Here is a 16,635-nt window from a genome sequence, read left to right as displayed (position 1 = left end):
TTCTAGCCCTTACTTGGAGTAGAGCTCGACAATCAGGCTTTCGTTGATGTCAGCGGAGAGATCACTGCGAGCCGGGACGCTTTTGAACACGCCAGACTTCTTCTCAGTGTCTACTTCTACCCATTCAACGCGGCCACGCTGGGCACACAGCTCGAGAGCTTGAACAATGCGCAGCTGATTCTTCGCCTTCTCGCGAATTGCAACGACGTCGCCAGCTTTAACCTGGTAGGACGGAACGTTTACAGTATTACCGTTTACGCTGATCGACTTGTGCGATACCAGCTGACGGGATTCAGCGCGAGTTGAGCCATAGCCCATGCGATAAACCACGTTATCCAGACGACACTCGAGCAGTTGCAGCAGGTTCTCACCAGTAGCGCCTTTCTTGCCGGCCGCTTCTTTGTAATAACCACTGAACTGACGCTCAAGTACACCGTAGATACGACGAACTTTTTGCTTCTCACGTAGCTGTGTGCCGTAGTCAGACTGACGACCACGGCGCTGACCGTGAATACCTGGGGCTGCTTCGATGTTGCACTTCGATTCCAGAGCGCGTACACCGCTTTTTAGGAAAAGATCTGTGCCTTCACGACGAGACAGTTTGCACTTGGGACCAATGTAACGAGCCATTTCTCACTGTCTCCTGATTACACGCGACGCTTCTTCGAAGGACGGCACCCGTTATGCGGGATGGGCGTCACATCGGTGATGCTGGCGATCTTATAGCCGCAACCGTTCAAAGCACGGACAGCGGACTCACGACCCGGACCGGGACCCTTAACGTTAACGTCGAGGTTCTTCAGGCCGTATTCCAGCGCAGCTTGACCAGCACGTTCTGCAGCCACCTGGGCGGCGAACGGGGTGCTTTTACGCGAGCCGCGGAAACCCGAACCACCAGAGGTAGCCCAGGACAGAGCGTTGCCCTGACGGTCAGTAATGGTCACGATTGTGTTGTTGAAAGAAGCGTGGATGTGGGCGATGCCATCAACCACTGTCTTTTTGACTTTCTTACGAGTACGAGCAGCAGGTTTTGCCATGACTAAATTCCTGTCGATGCGCGAATGCGATTACTTGCGGATCGGCTTACGCGGGCCCTTACGGGTACGCGCGTTGGTCTTGGTACGCTGACCGCGAACCGGTAGACCGCGACGATGACGCAGACCACGGAAGCAACCCAGGTCCATCAAACGCTTGATTTTCATGTTCACTTCACGACGCAGGTCGCCTTCGGTATTCACCTTGGCTACTTCGCCACGCAGCTGCTCGATCTGCTCGTCAGAGAGATCTTTGATTTTCACAGCCGGATTAACGCCGGCGGCAGCACAGACTTTCTGTGCAGTAGTGCGACCAACACCAAAGATGTAGGTCAACGAGATAACAGTGTGCTTGTTATCCGGAATGTTAACGCCTGCAATACGGGCCATTCAGTGGAACTCCAATTGACAGCTACCTACGCCCCGGAAGCCAAGAAATAGGGCGCGAGATATTAACGCTGTAGAAACAAATAATCAACCCGACAGCGCACTAGCTGCCGGGCTTATCACTTCTTCACACTCAGCCTTGGCGCTGCTTGTGACGCGGCTCCGCGCTGCAAATAACGCGAACAACACCTTCGCGACGAACAATCTTGCAGTTACGGCACAGCTTTTTCACCGATGCACGAACTTTCATCACCAACTCCTCGAACCTTATGGACTTCAGCGCAGCATGCCGCTGCCGTAGCCCTTCAGGTTGGCTTTCTTCATCAGGGATTCGTACTGGTGTGAAACGAGGTGCGATTGTACTTGGGACATAAAGTCCATCACAACCACTACCACGATCAGCAACGAGGTCCCGCCAAGATAGAACGGTACGTTGGCAGCCACCACCAAGAACTGGGGCAGCAAGCATACGGCCGTCATGTAAAGAGCACCGAACATGGTCAAACGGGTCAACACGCCATCGATATAGCGCGCCGACTGCTCACCTGGACGGATACCGGGAATAAAGGCACCGGACTTCTTCAGGTTCTCCGCTACGTCTTTCGGGTTGAACATCAGCGCTGTGTAGAAGAAGCAGAAAAATACAATCCCCGCACTAAACAGCAAAATGTTCAACGGCTGACCAGGAGCGATAGCCTGTGAAATATCCTGCAGCCAGCCCATACCTTCAGACTGACCAAACCAGGCACCCAGCGAAGCCGGGAATAACAGAAGGCTGCTGGCGAAAATAGCCGGGATAACCCCCGCCATGTTCACCTTCAACGGCAAGTGGCTGGTCTGCGCAGCGAAGACCTTACGGCCCTGCTGACGCTTGGCGTAATGAACAGCAATACGACGCTGACCACGCTCAATGAACACCACGAAACCGATAATCGCTACTGCCAGCAAACCGATGGCGATCAGGGCAAAGATATTAATATCGCCCTGGCGAGCAGACTCAAAAGACTGCCCAATCGCCGACGGCAGACCGGCCACGATGCCTGCAAAGATCAGCATCGAAATACCGTTGCCAACACCACGCTCGGTGATTTGCTCGCCTAGCCACATCATAAACATCGCACCCGCCACAAACGTGGTGACCGCAACGAAGTGGAAGCCGAAATCGACCGTAAACGCTACGCCCTGGCTGGCCAAGCCGACGGACATGCCGACCGCTTGGACAATAGCCAGGACGAGGGTGCCGTAGCGGGTGTACTGGCTAATCTTGCGACGGCCAGCCTCACCTTCCTTCTTCAACTGCTCCAGCTGCGGGCTGACAGCGGTCATGAGCTGCATGATGATCGACGCCGAAATATACGGCATGATCCCCAGTGCAAAAATGCTCATACGCTCCAGCGCACCGCCGGAAAACATGTTGAACAAGCTAAGAATGGTCCCCTCATTCTGTCGAAACAGGTCCGCCAGCCGATCAGGGTTGATACCGGGAACCGGGATGTGTGCACCTATCCGATAGACGATAATCGCCATTAACAGAAAGCGCAGACGAGCCCAGAGCTCGGATAACCCGCCATTGCTGAGCGCTGAGAGAGCACCTTGCTTAGCCATTTATTCCTCGAACTTACCGCCAGCTGCTTCGATAGCCGCACGTGCACCTTTGGTGACGGCGATACCTTTAAGGGTGACTGCCTGAGTAACTTCACCGGACAGCATGACTTTCACACGCTGTACGTTTTGGTTGATCAGGTTGGCATCCTTTAGCGACTGCAGAGTAACAATGCCGCCTTCGATTTTATTCAGCTCGGAAGTCCGTACTTGCGCACGGTCCATAGCCTTCAAAGAAACGAAACCGAACTTAGGCAAACGGCGGTGCAGAGGCTGCTGGCCGCCTTCGAAACCCGGAGCAATGGTGCCACCGGAGCGGGAGGTCTGACCTTTGTGGCCGCGGCCACCAGTCTTACCCAAACCGCTACCGATACCACGGCCCGGACGGTGCTTCTCGCGGCGGGAACCCGGCGCAGGACTCAAATCGTTCAGGTACATGTATTAACCCTCGACGCGGAGCATGTAGTAAGCCTTGTTGATCATCCCGCGATTCTCGGGAGTATCCAGTACTTCTACGGTGTGACCGATGCGACGCAGACCCAAACCCTTAACGCAGAGCTTATGGTTAGGGATACGGCCGGTCATGCTTTTGATCAGCGTAACTTTTACGGTAGTAGCCATGATTAGAGAATCTCCTCGACGCTCTTGCCACGCTTGGCCGCAATAGAACCTGGCGACTGCATAGCTTTCAAACCTTTGAAAGTGGCGTAAACCACGTTCACTTGGTTAGTCGAGCCGTAGCACTTAGCCAGAACGTTCTGCACACCAGCGACTTCCAGAACGGCACGCATAGCACCGCCGGCGATGATGCCGGTACCTTCCGAAGCAGGCTGCATGTAAACCTTGGAGGCGCCATGGTTAGACTTGATGGCGTACTGCAGGGTTGTACCGTTCAGATCTACTTGAATCATGTTGCGACGAGCAGCTTCCATCGCCTTCTGGATGGCAGCTGGCACTTCACGGGACTTGCCACGGCCGAAACCGACGCGACCCTTACCATCACCTACCACGGTCAACGCGGTGAAAGTGAAGATACGGCCACCCTTAACGGTTTTGGCAACGCGGTTAACCTGTACCAGCTTCTCGATGTAGCCTTCGTCGCGCTTTTGGTCGTTATTTGACATAACTTAGAACTCCAGCCCGCCTTCACGAGCAGCATCAGCCAGCGCCTGGACGCGGCCGTGGTACTTGAAGCCAGAACGGTCGAATGCAACCTGAGTTACACCAGCGGCTTTCGCACGCTCGGCAACCAGCTCGCCAACTTTCTTGGCCGCGTCGACATTGCCAGTGGCGCCGTCACGCAGTGCTTTGTCCAAGGTAGAGGCGCTGGCCAGAACCTTGCTGCCGTCGGCCGAAATGACCTGGGCATAGATGTGCTGCGAGGAGCGATACACGCAGAGACGCACGGCTTCGAGCTCGTGCATTTTCAGGCGTGCTTTGCGAGCGCGACGCAGTCGAGTAACTTTTTTGTCGGTCATTTGCTATGCCCTACTTCTTCTTGGCTTCTTTACGGCGGACGACTTCGTCAGCGTAACGAACACCTTTGCCCTTATAAGGTTCAGGACGACGGAAGTCACGAATCTCCGCAGCAACCTGACCAACCACCTGCTTGTCCGTACCCTTGATCAGGATCTCGGTCTGGTTGGGAGTCTCAGCCACGATGCCTTCCGGCAATTCGTACTCAATCGGATGGGAGTAGCCCAGAGAGAGGCTCAACACCTGACCTTTGGCTTGCGCCTTGTAACCAACGCCGACCAATTGAAGCTTACGCTCAAAGCCAGCATGGACGCCGATCACCATATTATTGACCAGGGCACGAGTAGTACCGGCCATGGCGCGAGTCTGCTGATCACCATTGCGAGCAGCGAAACGCAGCTCACCGGCTTCATGCAGGACTTCAACGGACGAGTGAACATTCAGTTCAAGAGTACCCTTGGCACCCTTCACCGAAAGCTGTTGGCCGGCGAGTTTGACCTCAACACCAGCGGGCAGCGTAACGGGGTTCTTAGCAACACGAGACATGCTTATTCCCCCCTTAGAACACTGTGCAAAGCACTTCACCGCCGACACCGGCAGCGCGCGCAGCGCGGTCCGTCATCACACCTTTATTGGTGGAGACGATGGAAACCCCGAGACCGCCACGAACTTTCGGCAGGTCATCAGAGGACTTATATTGGCGAAGGCCTGGACGGCTTACGCGCTTAACTTCTTCGATAACCGGACGGCCTTCGAAGTACTTCAGCTCGATGGACAGCTGCGGCTTAACTTCGCCGCTGATCTGATAACCCGCAATATAACCTTCGTCTTTCAAAACTTTGGCTACAGCCACCTTCAACGTGGAAGATGGCATGCTTACGACGGACTTTTCAGCCATCTGGGCATTACGGATACGAGTTAGCATGTCCGCTAACGGGTCCTGCATACTCATGGGCTAGACGCTCCTGATACAAAAAGAATTAGCCTTACGGCTACAGTCGCTGAGAATTCTGGAAAAATTAAACCCAGGCTCAGGCGAGCCGAGCATTCTAGAGACTGATCAAAAATGAATCAAGCCCCAAAGGGGCTTGATTCACAGATAAAACAAAGCCGGCACTAGGCCGGCTTTGTTTTTTACCAGCTGGCTTTAACCAGACCGGGTACATCACCACGCATTGCAGCTTCACGCAGCTTGATACGCGACAGACCGAACTTGCGATAAACGCCGTGCGGACGACCGGTAATGCGGCAGCGATTACGCAGGCGCGAAGCACTGGCGTCACGCGGCTGCTTCTGCAGCGCTACTTGGGCTTCCCAACGCGCTTCCGGACTGGCGTTCAGATCGGCGATGGTAGCTTTCAGCTCAGCACGCTTCTTAGCGTACTTAGCTACCGTCTGCTGACGCTTCAGCTCGCGGTTTTTCATGCTGGTTTTGGCCATGATCCAACTCCAATCAGTTGCGGAACGGGAATTTGAAAGCACGCAACAAGGCGCGACCTTCATCATCCGAACGGGCGGTGGTGGTCAGGGTAATATCCAGACCACGCAGAGCATCGATCTTGTCGTAGTCGATTTCCGGGAAGATGATCTGCTCTTTAACGCCCATGCTGTAGTTGCCACGACCGTCGAAGGACTTGGCATTCAGGCCGCGGAAGTCACGCACGCGCGGCAGGGAGATAGACAGCAGACGATCCAGGAACTCATACATACGCTCACGGCGCAGAGTAACTTTAACGCCAATCGGCCAACCCTCACGAACCTTGAAGCCTGCAATCGACTTACGAGCATAAGTCACAATGACTTTCTGACCGGTAATCTTTTCCAGGTCGGCAACTGCGTGCTCGATGATTTTCTTGTCACCGATTGCTTCGCCCAGGCCCATGTTAAGGGTGATCTTGGTAATGCGCGGAACTTCCATCACGTTGCCGAGCTTAAGTTCTTCCTTAAGCTTGGGCGCGATTTCTTTCCGGTAAATCTCTTTTAGTCGTGCCATGGTCTTCTACCTAGCAGTGTTCAAGCATCAACCGCTTTTTGGGTCGACTTGAAGACACGAATTTTCTTACCGTCTTCGATTTTGAAACCAACGCGGTCAGCCTTGCTGGTTTCGCCATTGAAGATGGCAACGTTAGAAGCGTGCAGAGGCGCTTCTTTCTCGATGATACCGCCCTGAACGCCCGACATCGGGTTCGGCTTGGTATGGCGCTTAACTAGGTTAATACCACCGACGACCAAGCGGTCGTCAGCGAGAACCTTAAGCACCTTGCCACGCTTACCTTTGTCTTTACCGGCGATCACGATGATCTCGTCGTCACGACGAATCTTTTGCATGTCGGATCTCCTTAGAGCACTTCAGGGGCGAGCGAGACGATCTTCATGAACTTCTCATTACGAAGCTCACGAGTCACTGGCCCAAAAATACGAGTGCCGATTGGCTCTTGCTTGTTGTTCAGCAGAACAGCAGCGTTGCCATCGAAGCGAATGATCGAGCCATCAGGGCGACGAACGCCGTGACGTGTGCGGACTACTACTGCAGTCATCACTTGGCCTTTCTTCACTTTACCGCGCGGAATTGCTTCCTTAACGGTCACTTTGATGATGTCGCCGATGCCTGCATAACGACGATGAGAACCGCCCAGCACCTTGATACACATAACGCGACGAGCACCGCTGTTGTCAGCGACGTCGAGCATGGATTGAGTCTGAATCATATAATTTCTCCGACCCTTAGCCCTTAGACTTCCACTGCGCGTTCGAGGATCTCAACCAGCGCCCAAGACTTAGTCTTGGCGACGGGACGCGTTTCACGAATGGAAACTTTGTCGCCGATCTTGCTCTGGTTGGTTTCGTCGTGCGCGTGCAGCTTGGTCGAACGCTTGACATATTTACCGTAGATCGGGTGCTTAACGCGACGCTCGATCAATACGGTGATGGTCTTGTCCATCTTGTCGCTGACGACACGGCCGGTCAGCGTACGGACTGTTTTTTCGGCTTCAGCCATGATCACTTACCTGCCTGCTGGTTGAGCACAGTTTTCACACGAGCGATGTCGCGCTTAACTTGCGAGAGCAGGTGAGACTGCCCCAACTGGCCAGTCGCTTTCTGCATACGCAGATTGAACTGGTCGCGCAGCAGGCCGAGCAGTTGCTCGTTCAGCTGCTGTGCTGATTTTTCACGAAGTTCATTCGCCTTCATCACATCACCGTCCGCTTAACAAAAGTGGTAGCGAGTGGCAGCTTTGCAGCAGCCAGGGCGAAAGCCTCACGCGCCAACTCTTCGGAAACGCCTTCGATCTCATACAGGACTTTGCCTGGCTGGATCTGGGCTACCCAATACTCAACGCTACCCTTACCTTTACCCATCCGCACTTCGAGAGGCTTCTTGGTAACCGGCTTGTCCGGGAAAACGCGAATCCAGATTTTCCCGCCACGCTTAACGTGACGAGTCAGAGCACGACGAGCGGACTCAATCTGACGGGCGGTGAGACGACCGCGGGCAACAGACTTCAGCGCATATTCGCCGAAGCTGACTTTGCTACCGCGCTGAGCCAGACCACGGTTGTGGCCGGTCATCTGCTTACGGAACTTCGTACGCTTTGGTTGCAACATTTGGCGTACCCCTTACTTAGCAGCTTTTTTACGAGGCGCAGGTGCTTGCGGTTTCAGTTCTTCTTTAAGGCCACCAATTACTTCGCCTTTGAAGATCCAAACCTTGACACCGATCACACCGTAAGTGGTGTGCGCTTCGTACGTGGCATAGTCGATATCAGCACGCAGGGTGTGCAACGGCACACGACCTTCGCGATACCATTCGGTACGTGCAATTTCAGCACCGCCGAGACGACCGCTCACTTGGATTTTGATGCCCTTGGCACCAATACGCATGGCGTTCTGTACAGCGCGCTTCATAGCGCGACGGAACATCACACGACGCTCCAACTGCTGAGCTACGCTCTGCGCAACCAGCATACCGTCGAGCTCCGGCTTACGGATCTCTTCGATATTGATGTGCACAGGCACACCCATTTGCTTGGTCAGGTCCTGACGCAGCTTCTCAACATCTTCACCTTTCTTACCGATAACGATACCGGGGCGAGCAGTGTGGATGGTGATACGTGCAGTCTGAGCCGGACGAGCAATGTCGATACGGCTTACGGACGCGCTTTTTAGTTTGTCTTGGAGGTATTCGCGCACCTTCAGATCAGCGAACAAATAGTCCGCATAAGTCCGACCGCTGGCGTACCAGACGGAGGTGTGCTCCTTGACGATTCCCAGGCGAATGCCAATGGGATGTACTTTCTGACCCATCTGATCGACTCCGTTACTTGTCCGCAACCTTGACAGTGATATGGCAAGACCGCTTGACGATGCGATCAGCGCGGCCTTTGGCACGCGGCATGATTCGCTTCAGCGAACGCCCTTCGTTGACGAAAACGGTGCTGACCTTCAAGTCATCAACGTCTGCGCCTTCGTTGTGCTCGGCGTTGGCTACAGCCGACTCCAGCACTTTCTTAATGATCTCGGCGGCTTTCTTACTGCTGAAAGCCAGGAGGTTGAGCGCTTCGCCCACCTTCTTCCCGCGGATCTGGTCGGCGACCAAGCGGGCTTTCTGGGCAGATATGCGAGCGCCCGACAACTTAGCGGCTACTTCCATTTCCCTACCCCTTAACGCTTGGCTTTCTTGTCAGCCACGTGCCCACGATAGGTACGAGTGCCGGCAAATTCGCCTAGTTTGTGGCCGACCATGTCTTCGTTCACAAGAACTGGGACATGTTGACGACCGTTATGTACTGCAATGGTCAAACCGACCATTTGCGGCAGGATCATGGAACGACGCGACCAGGTTTTCACTGGCTTGCGATCGTTCTTTTCCACCGCCACTTCGATCTTCTTCAGTAGGTGAAGATCAATAAAAGGACCTTTTTTCAGAGAACGTGGCACTGTCGTATCCCTCTATTTACTTGCGACGACGGACGATCATGTTGTCGGTGCGTTTGTTACCACGAGTCTTCGCGCCCTTCGTCGGGAAGCCCCATGGAGACACCGGATGACGACCACCAGAGGTACGACCTTCACCACCACCGTGTGGGTGGTCAACCGGGTTCATGGCAACACCACGAACGGTTGGGCGAACGCCACGCCAGCGCTTAGCACCTGCTTTACCCAACGAACGCAGGCTGTGCTCGGAGTTCGAGACCTCACCCAGGGTCGCACGGCATTCAGCCAGGACTTTACGCACTTCACCGGAGCGCAGACGCAGGGTCACGTAGACACCTTCACGCGCAATCAGCTGAGCCGAAGCACCAGCGGAACGTGCGATTTGTGCGCCTTTACCCGGCTTCAACTCGATACCGTGGACAGTGCTACCAACTGGAATGTTACGCAGTTGCATGCTGTTGCCCGGCTTGATCGGAGCCATGATGCCAGCTATCAGCTGATCGCCAGCACTCACGCCTTTAGGGGCAATGATGTAGCGACGCTCACCGTCCGCGTACAACATCAAAGCGATGTGGGCGGTACGGTTTGGATCGTATTCAATACGCTCAACAGTGGCTGGAATGCCATCTTTGTCGTTGCGACGGAAATCGACCAGTCGATAATGCTGCTTATGGCCACCACCGATATGACGGGTGGTGATACGACCATTGTTGTTACGACCGCCAGTCTTCGACTTCTTCTCAAGCAGCGGAGCGTAAGGAGCGCCTTTATGCAGCTCCTGATTGACCACCTTGACCACAAAACGGCGGCCAGGGGAAGTCGGTTTGCATTTAACGATTGCCATGATGCACCCCTCCCTTACTCAGCACTGCTGGAGAAATCGAGATCTTGGCCTGGCTGAAGCGAGATAATCGCTTTCTTCCAGTCGTTACGCTTGCCCAGGCCGCGAGCGGTGCGCTTGGTCTTACCGAGAACATTCACGGTATTAACAGCAGCAACGTTCACACTGAACAGGCTTTCGACGGCCTTCTTGATTTCCAGCTTGGTTGCATCAATTGCAACCTTGAAAACGAATTGGCTTTTTTTATCAGCCAGAAGTGTTGCCTTCTCGGAGATGTGCGGGCCAAGCAGCACTTTAAATACGCGTTCCTGGTTCATCCCAGCAGCTCCTCGAATTTCTTCACGGCAGATACGGTGACCAACACCTTCTCGTACGCGATCAGACTGACCGGATCAGAACCTTGCACATCGCGAACTTCAACGTGCGGCAGGTTACGAGCAGCCAGGTACAGATTTTCATCAATAGCATCGGACACGATCAATACGTCGGTCAGACCCATGCTATTGAGCTTGTTCAGCAGATCTTTAGTCTTCGGAGCTTCAACACTGAAGTCTTCGACAACGATCATACGATCAGTGCGAACCAGCTCAGCAAGAATCGAGCGGAGAGCCGCGCGATACATCTTCTTGTTCAGCTTTTGATCGTGATTCTGCGGACGAGCCGCGAAGGTCACACCACCGCCACGCCAGATCGGACCACGAGTGGTACCTGCACGAGCACGACCGGTACCCTTCTGGCGCCACGGACGCTTACCGCCGCCGGACACATCAGAACGGGTTTTCTGTTGCTTGCTGCCCTGACGGCCGCCGGCCATGTAGGCCACAACTGCTTGGTGAACCAGGGTCTCGTTGTATGCGCCGCCAAAAGTGGCTTCGGATACTTCGATGGCTTGAGCGCCATTTACATTTAATTGCATGTCAGCTTCCCCTTAACCGCGAGCCTTGGCTGCCGGACGGACAACCAGGTTGCCGCCAGTAGCGCCAGGAACGGCACCCTTGACTAGCAGCAGGTTGCGTTCAGCATCGACGCGCACTACTTCCAGGGACTGCACAGTCACGCGCTCAGCACCCATGTGACCGGACATTTTTTTGCCCTTGAATACGCGACCTGGAGTCTGGCACTGGCCAATAGAACCCGGAACACGGTGGGACACGGAGTTACCGTGAGTGTTGTCTTGGCCGCGGAAGTTCCAACGCTTGATGGTACCGGCAAAGCCTTTACCTTTGGACTGACCAGTGACATCCACCAGTTGACCAGCTTGGAAAATTTCAGCGTTGATCAGATCACCTGCCTGGTACTCGCCTTCTTCAAGGCGGAACTCCATAACAGTACGACCTGCCGCAACATTCGCCTTAGCGAAGTGGCCGGCTTGCGCCTTAGTAACACGAGAAGCACGACGCTCACCGACAGTGACTTGCACTGCACGATAGCCATCGGTCTCTTCAGTTTTAAACTGAGTGACACGATTCGGCTCGATCTCAATGACCGTAACCGGAATGGAGACACCTTCTTCGGTGAAAATGCGGGTCATACCGCACTTACGTCCGACTGCACCAATTGTCATGTTGTAACCTCATGAGTGTACGGGGCTTTCACCCGCTATGGCCGCCCATTTCAGAGCGTTACACGACTAAAACCTAAGGCGGTCTTAGCCGAGGCTGATCTGCACTTCCACACCAGCCGCAAGATCAAGCTTCATCAGCGCATCAACGGTTTTATCCGTTGGCTGGACGATATCCAGGACACGCTTATGAGTACGGATCTCGAACTGATCGCGCGCGTCTTTGTTGACGTGCGGTGAAGTCAGTACGGTGAACCGCTCTTTGCGGGTAGGCAGAGGAATAGGACCACGCACCTGAGCACCAGTACGTTTCGCGGTTTCCACGATTTCCTGGGTTGATTGATCGATCAGGCGATGGTCAAAAGCCTTCAACCGAATACGGATTTGTTGGTTTTGCATTTTGACCTCAAATTCCAAGCTGCTATTCCCAACGGACGCAATACGCCCGTTAAAAGGAGGCGTGATTCTATAGACGCCCCTAGCAGGTGTCAACCCAATAAAAAAGCCCCCGCAAGCGAGGGCTTTTTCTTAAACCATCACTTACGCGATGATTTTGGCTACGACGCCAGCGCCGACGGTACGACCGCCTTCACGAATAGCGAAACGCAGACCTTCTTCCATTGCAATGGTCTTGATCAGGGTAACGGTCATTTGCACGTTATCACCTGGCATTACCATTTCAACACCTTCTGGCAACTCACAGTTACCAGTCACGTCTGTCGTACGGAAGTAGAACTGAGGACGGTAGCCCTTGAAGAACGGAGTGTGGCGACCGCCTTCTTCTTTGCCCAGCACGTACACTTCGGCAGTGAAGGTAGTGTGCGGCTTAACCGAGCCCGGCTTGACCAGAACCTGGCCACGCTCTACGTCGTCACGCTTGGTGCCACGCAGCAGGACACCACAGTTCTCGCCAGCACGACCTTCGTCGAGCAGCTTACGGAACATCTCAACACCGGTGCAGGTAGTCTTAACGGTGTCACGCAGACCAACAATCTCCAGCTCTTCCTGGATCTTGATGATGCCACGCTCGATACGGCCGGTTACCACAGTGCCACGACCGGAGATCGAGAACACGTCTTCGATTGGCATCAGGAACGGCTTGTCGATCGCACGAACCGGGTCTGGAATGTAGCTATCCAGAGTCTCCACCAACTTCTTAACAGCAGTGGTGCCCATCTCGTTGTCGTCTTGACCATTCAGAGCCATCAGCGCAGAGCCGATGATGATCGGCGTATCGTCGCCCGGGAAATCGTAAGTGCTGAGCAGGTCACGCACTTCCATTTCCACCAGCTCCAACAGCTCAGCATCATCAACCATGTCAGCCTTGTTCAGGAACACGACGATGAATGGAACGCCTACCTGACGAGACAACAGGATGTGCTCACGGGTCTGCGGCATCGGACCATCAGCAGCCGAGCAAACCAGGATAGCGCCGTCCATCTGCGCAGCACCGGTGATCATGTTCTTCACATAGTCAGCGTGACCTGGGCAGTCAACGTGCGCGTAGTGACGAATCGAAGAGTTGTACTCAACGTGCGCAGTATTGATGGTGATACCACGAGCTTTTTCTTCCGGGGCGCTGTCGATCTTGTCGAAAGCAACAACGGCGCTACCGAAAACTTCGGAGCAGACGCGAGTCAGAGCAGCAGTCAACGTGGTCTTGCCATGGTCAACGTGACCGATAGTGCCGACGTTTACGTGAGGCTTGCTACGTTCAAATTTTTCTTTAGCCATTTTGACTGTCTCCAGAGAAGAATTGACTCGGCATCACCGCCATAAAACAAAGGCAGATACTTGCATATCTGCCTTTATTAGATGGAGCTCATGAGCGGACTCGAACCGCTGACCTCACCCTTACCAAGGGTGTGCTCTACCAACTGAGCTACATGAGCAAAACATAACGCAAGAACAGAAAAACTGGAGCGGGTAGCGGGAATCGAACCCGCATCATCAGCTTGGAAGGCTGAGGTTCTACCACTAAACTATACCCGCTCAACTTACAGCTCTTGCTAAATCTGGTGGAGGGAGAAGGATTCGAACCTTCGAAGTCGATGACGTCAGATTTACAGTCTGATCCCTTTGGCCACTCGGGAATCCCTCCAAACGGGGCGGCATTCTCATGCCAAACTAACCTACCGTCAAGTAATTTCTCATTTAAAAACTTGAGCTTAGCTACTTTGACAGCAGCTCTGCAGAGTTCTTGTAAGGCCACCCTGCTGAGCGGGCGCCATTCTATGCATTCTATAAAGCCCTTGCAACCCCCTCACATGGCATTAATTGCTGTTCTAAGCCTTTGAAGTCAAAAGCTAAACGCTGCAGTATCGAATCATCCGCCAAACGCCGACTTTGCGGAGATATACGCACCCAAAAGCTGCGATGCGCACGCGTTAACTCTCGAAGTGATGGCTCATAACCGGCATCCCGCAAGCGCTGCATAACACTCTGCGCTGAATCGCTACGAGGAAAGATGCCCAGCGAAATGCCGTTGGCCAAATCCCCCTGAGTAATAATATAACTATCGATTTTCCGAGCCTGCAGCTCTCGCAATTGACGCAGCGAGGCTTGCCGCGAGGCCAGCGGCGGCAGATAAACCCAATAATCGACTCCAGCTGCCGCATCCATACTTTGTACGCGCGACTGAATATCCAAGCTCAGTAACCGCTGCTCAACCGCCGAGGCATCAGCCATAAGTTCAAAGCTGCCCAGAAACAAACACACCGCCTCTGCAGGCTTAACCTCGACAAGCTCTCGCCGGGCTGCCTTATTAGACTCACTCAGCAAACGAATATCACGCTTACTGTCTTGGATCAGGTTAAGCGGCGCAATCTCTGTAACCCGCAACGGCGCCTGCTGCTGATGCCAAACGTAATAGAACAAATTCAGCACGATTAACCACAAAAACATCCAGCGCATGCGTGACCTCAGTCGATAGGGCAAGCGATCGCTAAGCCAATGAACACCAAATCCGGTATTACCCGCGCGCCCGGCATAACATCCACCACTAAGGGAGCATCTCCGCCAGTGAGAAAAATATCAAAATCATCACCCAGCAGCTCAGCAGCTAGTGCCAGCTGACCACCGACAAACCCTCGCAGCATCAGCAAACAACCGCGCTCAACAGCCTCGGCAGTTGCCCGCCCTGGAACCAGATTTTCAAGCACCCGATCAGACTCATTTCTGTCATAGCGTGTTCGCCGCGTGTGGGTGAGTAGCTGCGTACGCATCAACGGCAAACCCGGACAAATATACCCACCCAAATGCTCGCCTTCTGCCGAAACATAGTCAGAGGTCACCGCGGAGCCAAGATCGATAACCAGCACGGCCTTATGTGCAATTTGATAAGCCCCCACGACGGCAAGCCAACGATCAAGCCCAAGTCGCTGGCTCTGTTCATAGCCATTACGTACGCCAGCCAGCAGAATCGACGACTGAGCAGCGAGGCACTTAACAGTAAAAGCTTGCTCAAGCAGCGAGATCAAAATCTCGGTTTCTACGTCGCTGCGGACGCTGACCAAACGACATGCAACCAAAGACAAATTTAGCGAACGAACAATACCTATAAGCGCTTGATCGGAATCAACAATACCACTGGCACCCGTAACAACCTTGCCATCACTCAGTACACGCCACTTTATAAAGGTATTACCGCAGTCGAGCTCAAGAATCATCACGTAACCTCAGGCTGAGCTCACCACCGCTAAAAACACGCTCCCCCCCCTCAACGCACAGACGGATTGCCCCAGAACTATCCACCCCTAAAACTCGACCTTCAACAGGCTCGTTACCCGCCGTTAATGCAACGTTTCGACCCTGCCAGAGATGACAAGCCTGCCACTCAGCCTGCAAAGCCGCAAAACCACCACGCAACTGTATATCCAAATATCGCGACAACTGCTGGTTCAACTCGCTAACCAACTCGTTTCGGTTTAGCAAAGGCCCTAGCTCTGCGCGCATTGAAGTCCAAGGCTGACCAATAACCCCCGGCTCAGCCTCAAGCATATTCACATTTAAGCCAATGCCAATGACCACATGACAAACATCAGCCGGATCGCCTGAAAGCTCCAGCAGAACACCTGCAAGCTTACGATCGCCAACCAATACGTCGTTGGGCCATTTCAGCCCCGCCGCAGTTACGCCAAAGGCGTGGATAACCTGGAGCAACGCCAAACCAACAACCAGACTCATGCCCTCAAGCTGACGGACACCGCCCTCGACGCGAACAACCAAGCTGTAATAGAGATTTTCACCGAAAGGACTGATCCAGCTACGACCTCGCCGTCCTCGCCCGCTTGTTTGCCGCTCAGCTAAGACATAGAAGGGAAGCGATGGCGCCGAAGGCAAAAGCCGCAGCGCCTCCGCATTGGTCGAGTCCACGTTTGGCATAACATGAGCGCGCCACTGCGGCGCACCCACCTGAGCATTTAACCAATCAGCATCCAGCAAGCGTAAGGGCGTAACTAGTCGGTAGCCGCGCCCTCGAACACTATGTAACGGCAATGAAAACTCGGCCTGAAGAACCTGAAGCCGCTTCCATACCGCCGAGCGACTAACACCCAAAGCTGCGCCAAGCGCCTCACCAGAATGGAAACGTCCGTCTTGAAGAAGCCTTAATAATGCAAGCATTTGAGTTCCGCCACGCAATAAGGCACGCATGATAACGATGCACCGTTTAGTTGCCTATCAAAGGGTTGAGGTTTGCTTGTATGATTTTGACGCGCAAAGTAAAACCCCCGATCAGTTTCCTGATCGGGGGTTTTGGTGTAGGTGCTTGACGATGACCTACTCTCACATGGGGAAACC

The 16,635-nt window shown here is 53.9% G+C and carries 30 protein-coding genes and 3 tRNA genes; all 33 read right to left on the bottom strand.

Going from position 1 to position 16,635, the window contains the following annotated elements:
- Positions 1–9: 9 nt before the first annotated feature.
- The gene (rpsD, locus tag BMZ32_RS14295; protein ID WP_090243127.1) at positions 10–630 is read right to left on the bottom strand and encodes a 30S ribosomal protein S4; all 621 of its coding nucleotides are present in this window, start codon (positions 628–630) and stop codon (positions 10–12) included.
- A 17-nt stretch (positions 631–647) separates the two neighbouring features.
- Positions 648–1,037 carry a 30S ribosomal protein S11 gene (rpsK, locus tag BMZ32_RS14290; RefSeq protein WP_013789773.1) on the bottom strand — a complete coding sequence of 130 codons (390 nt, stop codon included), beginning with the start codon at positions 1,035–1,037 and terminating at the stop codon, positions 648–650.
- A gap of 30 nt (positions 1,038–1,067) precedes the next feature.
- The gene (rpsM, locus tag BMZ32_RS14285; protein WP_090243125.1) at positions 1,068–1,424 is read right to left on the bottom strand and encodes a 30S ribosomal protein S13; all 357 of its coding nucleotides are present in this window, start codon (positions 1,422–1,424) and stop codon (positions 1,068–1,070) included.
- Between the two features lie 130 nt (positions 1,425–1,554).
- On the bottom strand, positions 1,555–1,671 hold the full coding sequence (rpmJ, locus tag BMZ32_RS14280) for a 50S ribosomal protein L36 (protein ID WP_014854209.1): 117 nt from the start codon (positions 1,669–1,671) through the stop codon (positions 1,555–1,557).
- Between the two features lie 26 nt (positions 1,672–1,697).
- Complete coding sequence (gene secY, locus BMZ32_RS14275) at positions 1,698–3,026, bottom strand: preprotein translocase subunit SecY (RefSeq protein WP_090243123.1); 1,329 nt, start codon at positions 3,024–3,026, stop codon at positions 1,698–1,700.
- Entirely contained in the window at positions 3,027–3,461 is a 435-nt protein-coding gene (rplO, locus tag BMZ32_RS14270) for a 50S ribosomal protein L15 (RefSeq protein WP_090243121.1), read from the bottom strand.
- A 3-nt stretch (positions 3,462–3,464) separates the two neighbouring features.
- A complete protein-coding gene (gene rpmD / locus BMZ32_RS14265; protein WP_090243106.1) occupies positions 3,465–3,644 on the bottom strand; it encodes a 50S ribosomal protein L30 in 180 nt (59 codons plus the stop codon).
- A gap of 2 nt (positions 3,645–3,646) precedes the next feature.
- Entirely contained in the window at positions 3,647–4,147 is a 501-nt protein-coding gene (rpsE, locus tag BMZ32_RS14260) for a 30S ribosomal protein S5 (protein ID WP_090243105.1), read from the bottom strand.
- Positions 4,148–4,150: 3 nt separating this feature from the next.
- Positions 4,151–4,501: a 50S ribosomal protein L18 gene (gene rplR / locus BMZ32_RS14255; protein ID WP_079204532.1), complete on the bottom strand. Its 351-nt coding sequence runs from the start codon at positions 4,499–4,501 to the stop codon at positions 4,151–4,153.
- A gap of 10 nt (positions 4,502–4,511) precedes the next feature.
- Positions 4,512–5,045 (bottom strand): 50S ribosomal protein L6, encoded by a 534-nt coding sequence (gene rplF / locus BMZ32_RS14250; RefSeq protein WP_090243104.1) that lies wholly within the window; start codon positions 5,043–5,045, stop codon positions 4,512–4,514.
- A gap of 13 nt (positions 5,046–5,058) precedes the next feature.
- Positions 5,059–5,451, bottom strand: a complete 393-nt coding sequence (gene rpsH / locus BMZ32_RS14245) for a 30S ribosomal protein S8 (RefSeq protein WP_090243103.1) — start codon at positions 5,449–5,451, stop codon at positions 5,059–5,061.
- A 182-nt stretch (positions 5,452–5,633) separates the two neighbouring features.
- A complete protein-coding gene (gene rpsN / locus BMZ32_RS14240) occupies positions 5,634–5,939 on the bottom strand; it encodes a 30S ribosomal protein S14 (protein WP_090243102.1) in 306 nt (101 codons plus the stop codon).
- 13 nt (positions 5,940–5,952) lie between these two features.
- A complete protein-coding gene (gene rplE, locus BMZ32_RS14235) occupies positions 5,953–6,492 on the bottom strand; it encodes a 50S ribosomal protein L5 (protein ID WP_090243100.1) in 540 nt (179 codons plus the stop codon).
- 20 nt (positions 6,493–6,512) lie between these two features.
- On the bottom strand, positions 6,513–6,827 hold the full coding sequence (rplX, locus tag BMZ32_RS14230) for a 50S ribosomal protein L24 (protein ID WP_090243099.1): 315 nt from the start codon (positions 6,825–6,827) through the stop codon (positions 6,513–6,515).
- Positions 6,828–6,838: 11 nt separating this feature from the next.
- On the bottom strand, positions 6,839–7,207 hold the full coding sequence (rplN, locus tag BMZ32_RS14225) for a 50S ribosomal protein L14 (protein ID WP_014854220.1): 369 nt from the start codon (positions 7,205–7,207) through the stop codon (positions 6,839–6,841).
- 23 nt (positions 7,208–7,230) lie between these two features.
- Complete coding sequence (gene rpsQ, locus BMZ32_RS14220) at positions 7,231–7,497, bottom strand: 30S ribosomal protein S17 (protein ID WP_090243097.1); 267 nt, start codon at positions 7,495–7,497, stop codon at positions 7,231–7,233.
- Between the two features lie 2 nt (positions 7,498–7,499).
- Positions 7,500–7,691, bottom strand: coding sequence for a 50S ribosomal protein L29 (rpmC, locus tag BMZ32_RS14215; protein WP_002555481.1), 192 nt, complete (start codon positions 7,689–7,691; stop codon positions 7,500–7,502).
- Positions 7,691–8,104 (bottom strand): 50S ribosomal protein L16, encoded by a 414-nt coding sequence (gene rplP / locus BMZ32_RS14210; protein WP_090243095.1) that lies wholly within the window; start codon positions 8,102–8,104, stop codon positions 7,691–7,693. The genes rpmC and rplP overlap by 1 nt, the downstream gene beginning before the upstream one ends.
- 12 nt (positions 8,105–8,116) lie before the next feature.
- On the bottom strand, positions 8,117–8,803 hold the full coding sequence (rpsC, locus tag BMZ32_RS14205; protein WP_069519907.1) for a 30S ribosomal protein S3: 687 nt from the start codon (positions 8,801–8,803) through the stop codon (positions 8,117–8,119).
- Between the two features lie 13 nt (positions 8,804–8,816).
- Complete coding sequence (gene rplV, locus BMZ32_RS14200) at positions 8,817–9,149, bottom strand: 50S ribosomal protein L22 (protein WP_003210077.1); 333 nt, start codon at positions 9,147–9,149, stop codon at positions 8,817–8,819.
- 11 nt (positions 9,150–9,160) lie between these two features.
- A complete protein-coding gene (rpsS, locus tag BMZ32_RS14195) occupies positions 9,161–9,436 on the bottom strand; it encodes a 30S ribosomal protein S19 (protein WP_010486981.1) in 276 nt (91 codons plus the stop codon).
- Positions 9,437–9,452: 16 nt separating this feature from the next.
- Positions 9,453–10,277, bottom strand: a complete 825-nt coding sequence (rplB, locus tag BMZ32_RS14190) for a 50S ribosomal protein L2 (protein WP_090243094.1) — start codon at positions 10,275–10,277, stop codon at positions 9,453–9,455.
- Positions 10,278–10,291: 14 nt separating this feature from the next.
- On the bottom strand, positions 10,292–10,591 hold the full coding sequence (rplW, locus tag BMZ32_RS14185) for a 50S ribosomal protein L23 (RefSeq protein WP_090243090.1): 300 nt from the start codon (positions 10,589–10,591) through the stop codon (positions 10,292–10,294).
- Positions 10,588–11,190: a 50S ribosomal protein L4 gene (gene rplD, locus BMZ32_RS14180; protein ID WP_090243089.1), complete on the bottom strand. Its 603-nt coding sequence runs from the start codon at positions 11,188–11,190 to the stop codon at positions 10,588–10,590. The genes rplW and rplD overlap by 4 nt, the downstream gene beginning before the upstream one ends.
- Positions 11,191–11,202: 12 nt before the next feature.
- Complete coding sequence (gene rplC / locus BMZ32_RS14175; protein WP_090243087.1) at positions 11,203–11,838, bottom strand: 50S ribosomal protein L3; 636 nt, start codon at positions 11,836–11,838, stop codon at positions 11,203–11,205.
- Positions 11,839–11,922: 84 nt separating this feature from the next.
- Complete coding sequence (gene rpsJ / locus BMZ32_RS14170; protein WP_010486970.1) at positions 11,923–12,234, bottom strand: 30S ribosomal protein S10; 312 nt, start codon at positions 12,232–12,234, stop codon at positions 11,923–11,925.
- Between the two features lie 141 nt (positions 12,235–12,375).
- Positions 12,376–13,569, bottom strand: coding sequence for an elongation factor Tu (gene tuf, locus BMZ32_RS14165; RefSeq protein WP_090243085.1), 1,194 nt, complete (start codon positions 13,567–13,569; stop codon positions 12,376–12,378).
- 82 nt (positions 13,570–13,651) lie between these two features.
- Positions 13,652–13,727: transfer RNA gene (locus BMZ32_RS14160), tRNA-Thr, on the bottom strand.
- A gap of 26 nt (positions 13,728–13,753) precedes the next feature.
- A tRNA-Gly gene (locus tag BMZ32_RS14155) sits at positions 13,754–13,827 on the bottom strand.
- A gap of 24 nt (positions 13,828–13,851) precedes the next feature.
- Positions 13,852–13,936 (bottom strand) — tRNA-Tyr (locus BMZ32_RS14150).
- A gap of 140 nt (positions 13,937–14,076) precedes the next feature.
- Positions 14,077–14,748: an SPOR domain-containing protein gene (locus tag BMZ32_RS14145; protein ID WP_090243083.1), complete on the bottom strand. Its 672-nt coding sequence runs from the start codon at positions 14,746–14,748 to the stop codon at positions 14,077–14,079.
- An 8-nt stretch (positions 14,749–14,756) separates the two neighbouring features.
- On the bottom strand, positions 14,757–15,503 hold the full coding sequence (locus BMZ32_RS14140) for a pantothenate kinase (RefSeq protein ID WP_090243082.1): 747 nt from the start codon (positions 15,501–15,503) through the stop codon (positions 14,757–14,759).
- Positions 15,493–16,458: a bifunctional biotin--[acetyl-CoA-carboxylase] ligase/biotin operon repressor BirA gene (gene birA, locus BMZ32_RS14135; RefSeq protein ID WP_090243080.1), complete on the bottom strand. Its 966-nt coding sequence runs from the start codon at positions 16,456–16,458 to the stop codon at positions 15,493–15,495. Before birA ends, BMZ32_RS14140 begins: the two co-directional genes overlap by 11 nt.
- Positions 16,459–16,635: the final 177 nt, after the last annotated feature.

The organism is Pseudomonas guineae, from assembly GCF_900113745.1.
GTDB classification, from domain to species: Bacteria; Pseudomonadota; Gammaproteobacteria; order Pseudomonadales; family Pseudomonadaceae; genus Aquipseudomonas; species Aquipseudomonas guineae.
The sequence above is the reverse complement of the archived record's forward strand: the minus strand, read 5'-3'. Positions and strand labels throughout refer to the sequence as shown.

Bases quoted from the DNA above. Each gene is read 5' to 3' on its own strand.
- tuf (WP_090243085.1), bottom strand. From the start codon at position 13,569: ATGGCTAAAGAAAAATTTGAACGTAGCAAGCCTCACGTAAACGTCGGC.
- rpsN (WP_090243102.1), bottom strand. From the start codon at position 5,939: ATGGCCAAAACCAGCATGAAAAACCGCGAGCTGAAGCGTCAGCAGACG.
- rplV (WP_003210077.1), bottom strand. From the start codon at position 9,149: ATGGAAGTAGCCGCTAAGTTGTCGGGCGCTCGCATATCTGCCCAGAAA.
- rplF (WP_090243104.1), bottom strand. From the start codon at position 5,045: ATGTCTCGTGTTGCTAAGAACCCCGTTACGCTGCCCGCTGGTGTTGAG.
- rpmC (WP_002555481.1), bottom strand. From the start codon at position 7,691: ATGAAGGCGAATGAACTTCGTGAAAAATCAGCACAGCAGCTGAACGAG.
- rplB (WP_090243094.1), bottom strand. From the start codon at position 10,277: ATGGCAATCGTTAAATGCAAACCGACTTCCCCTGGCCGCCGTTTTGTG.
- rpsD (WP_090243127.1), bottom strand. From the start codon at position 630: ATGGCTCGTTACATTGGTCCCAAGTGCAAACTGTCTCGTCGTGAAGGC.
- rplW (WP_090243090.1), bottom strand. From the start codon at position 10,591: ATGAACCAGGAACGCGTATTTAAAGTGCTGCTTGGCCCGCACATCTCC.
- rplX (WP_090243099.1), bottom strand. From the start codon at position 6,827: ATGCAAAAGATTCGTCGTGACGACGAGATCATCGTGATCGCCGGTAAA.
- rplC (WP_090243087.1), bottom strand. From the start codon at position 11,838: ATGACAATTGGTGCAGTCGGACGTAAGTGCGGTATGACCCGCATTTTC.
- rpsQ (WP_090243097.1), bottom strand. From the start codon at position 7,497: ATGGCTGAAGCCGAAAAAACAGTCCGTACGCTGACCGGCCGTGTCGTC.
- rplD (WP_090243089.1), bottom strand. From the start codon at position 11,190: ATGCAATTAAATGTAAATGGCGCTCAAGCCATCGAAGTATCCGAAGCC.
- birA (WP_090243080.1), bottom strand. From the start codon at position 16,458: ATGCTTGCATTATTAAGGCTTCTTCAAGACGGACGTTTCCATTCTGGT.
- rpsM (WP_090243125.1), bottom strand. From the start codon at position 1,424: ATGGCCCGTATTGCAGGCGTTAACATTCCGGATAACAAGCACACTGTT.
- rpsK (WP_013789773.1), bottom strand. From the start codon at position 1,037: ATGGCAAAACCTGCTGCTCGTACTCGTAAGAAAGTCAAAAAGACAGTG.
- rpsE (WP_090243105.1), bottom strand. From the start codon at position 4,147: ATGTCAAATAACGACCAAAAGCGCGACGAAGGCTACATCGAGAAGCTG.
- rpmJ (WP_014854209.1), bottom strand. From the start codon at position 1,671: ATGAAAGTTCGTGCATCGGTGAAAAAGCTGTGCCGTAACTGCAAGATT.
- rpsJ (WP_010486970.1), bottom strand. From the start codon at position 12,234: ATGCAAAACCAACAAATCCGTATTCGGTTGAAGGCTTTTGACCATCGC.
- rplE (WP_090243100.1), bottom strand. From the start codon at position 6,492: ATGGCACGACTAAAAGAGATTTACCGGAAAGAAATCGCGCCCAAGCTT.
- BMZ32_RS14140 (WP_090243082.1), bottom strand. From the start codon at position 15,503: ATGATTCTTGAGCTCGACTGCGGTAATACCTTTATAAAGTGGCGTGTA.
- rplO (WP_090243121.1), bottom strand. From the start codon at position 3,461: ATGTACCTGAACGATTTGAGTCCTGCGCCGGGTTCCCGCCGCGAGAAG.
- rplP (WP_090243095.1), bottom strand. From the start codon at position 8,104: ATGTTGCAACCAAAGCGTACGAAGTTCCGTAAGCAGATGACCGGCCAC.
- BMZ32_RS14145 (WP_090243083.1), bottom strand. From the start codon at position 14,748: ATGCGCTGGATGTTTTTGTGGTTAATCGTGCTGAATTTGTTCTATTAC.
- rpsC (WP_069519907.1), bottom strand. From the start codon at position 8,803: ATGGGTCAGAAAGTACATCCCATTGGCATTCGCCTGGGAATCGTCAAG.
- secY (WP_090243123.1), bottom strand. From the start codon at position 3,026: ATGGCTAAGCAAGGTGCTCTCTCAGCGCTCAGCAATGGCGGGTTATCC.
- rpmD (WP_090243106.1), bottom strand. From the start codon at position 3,644: ATGGCTACTACCGTAAAAGTTACGCTGATCAAAAGCATGACCGGCCGT.
- rpsH (WP_090243103.1), bottom strand. From the start codon at position 5,451: ATGAGTATGCAGGACCCGTTAGCGGACATGCTAACTCGTATCCGTAAT.
- rplR (WP_079204532.1), bottom strand. From the start codon at position 4,501: ATGACCGACAAAAAAGTTACTCGACTGCGTCGCGCTCGCAAAGCACGC.
- rplN (WP_014854220.1), bottom strand. From the start codon at position 7,207: ATGATTCAGACTCAATCCATGCTCGACGTCGCTGACAACAGCGGTGCT.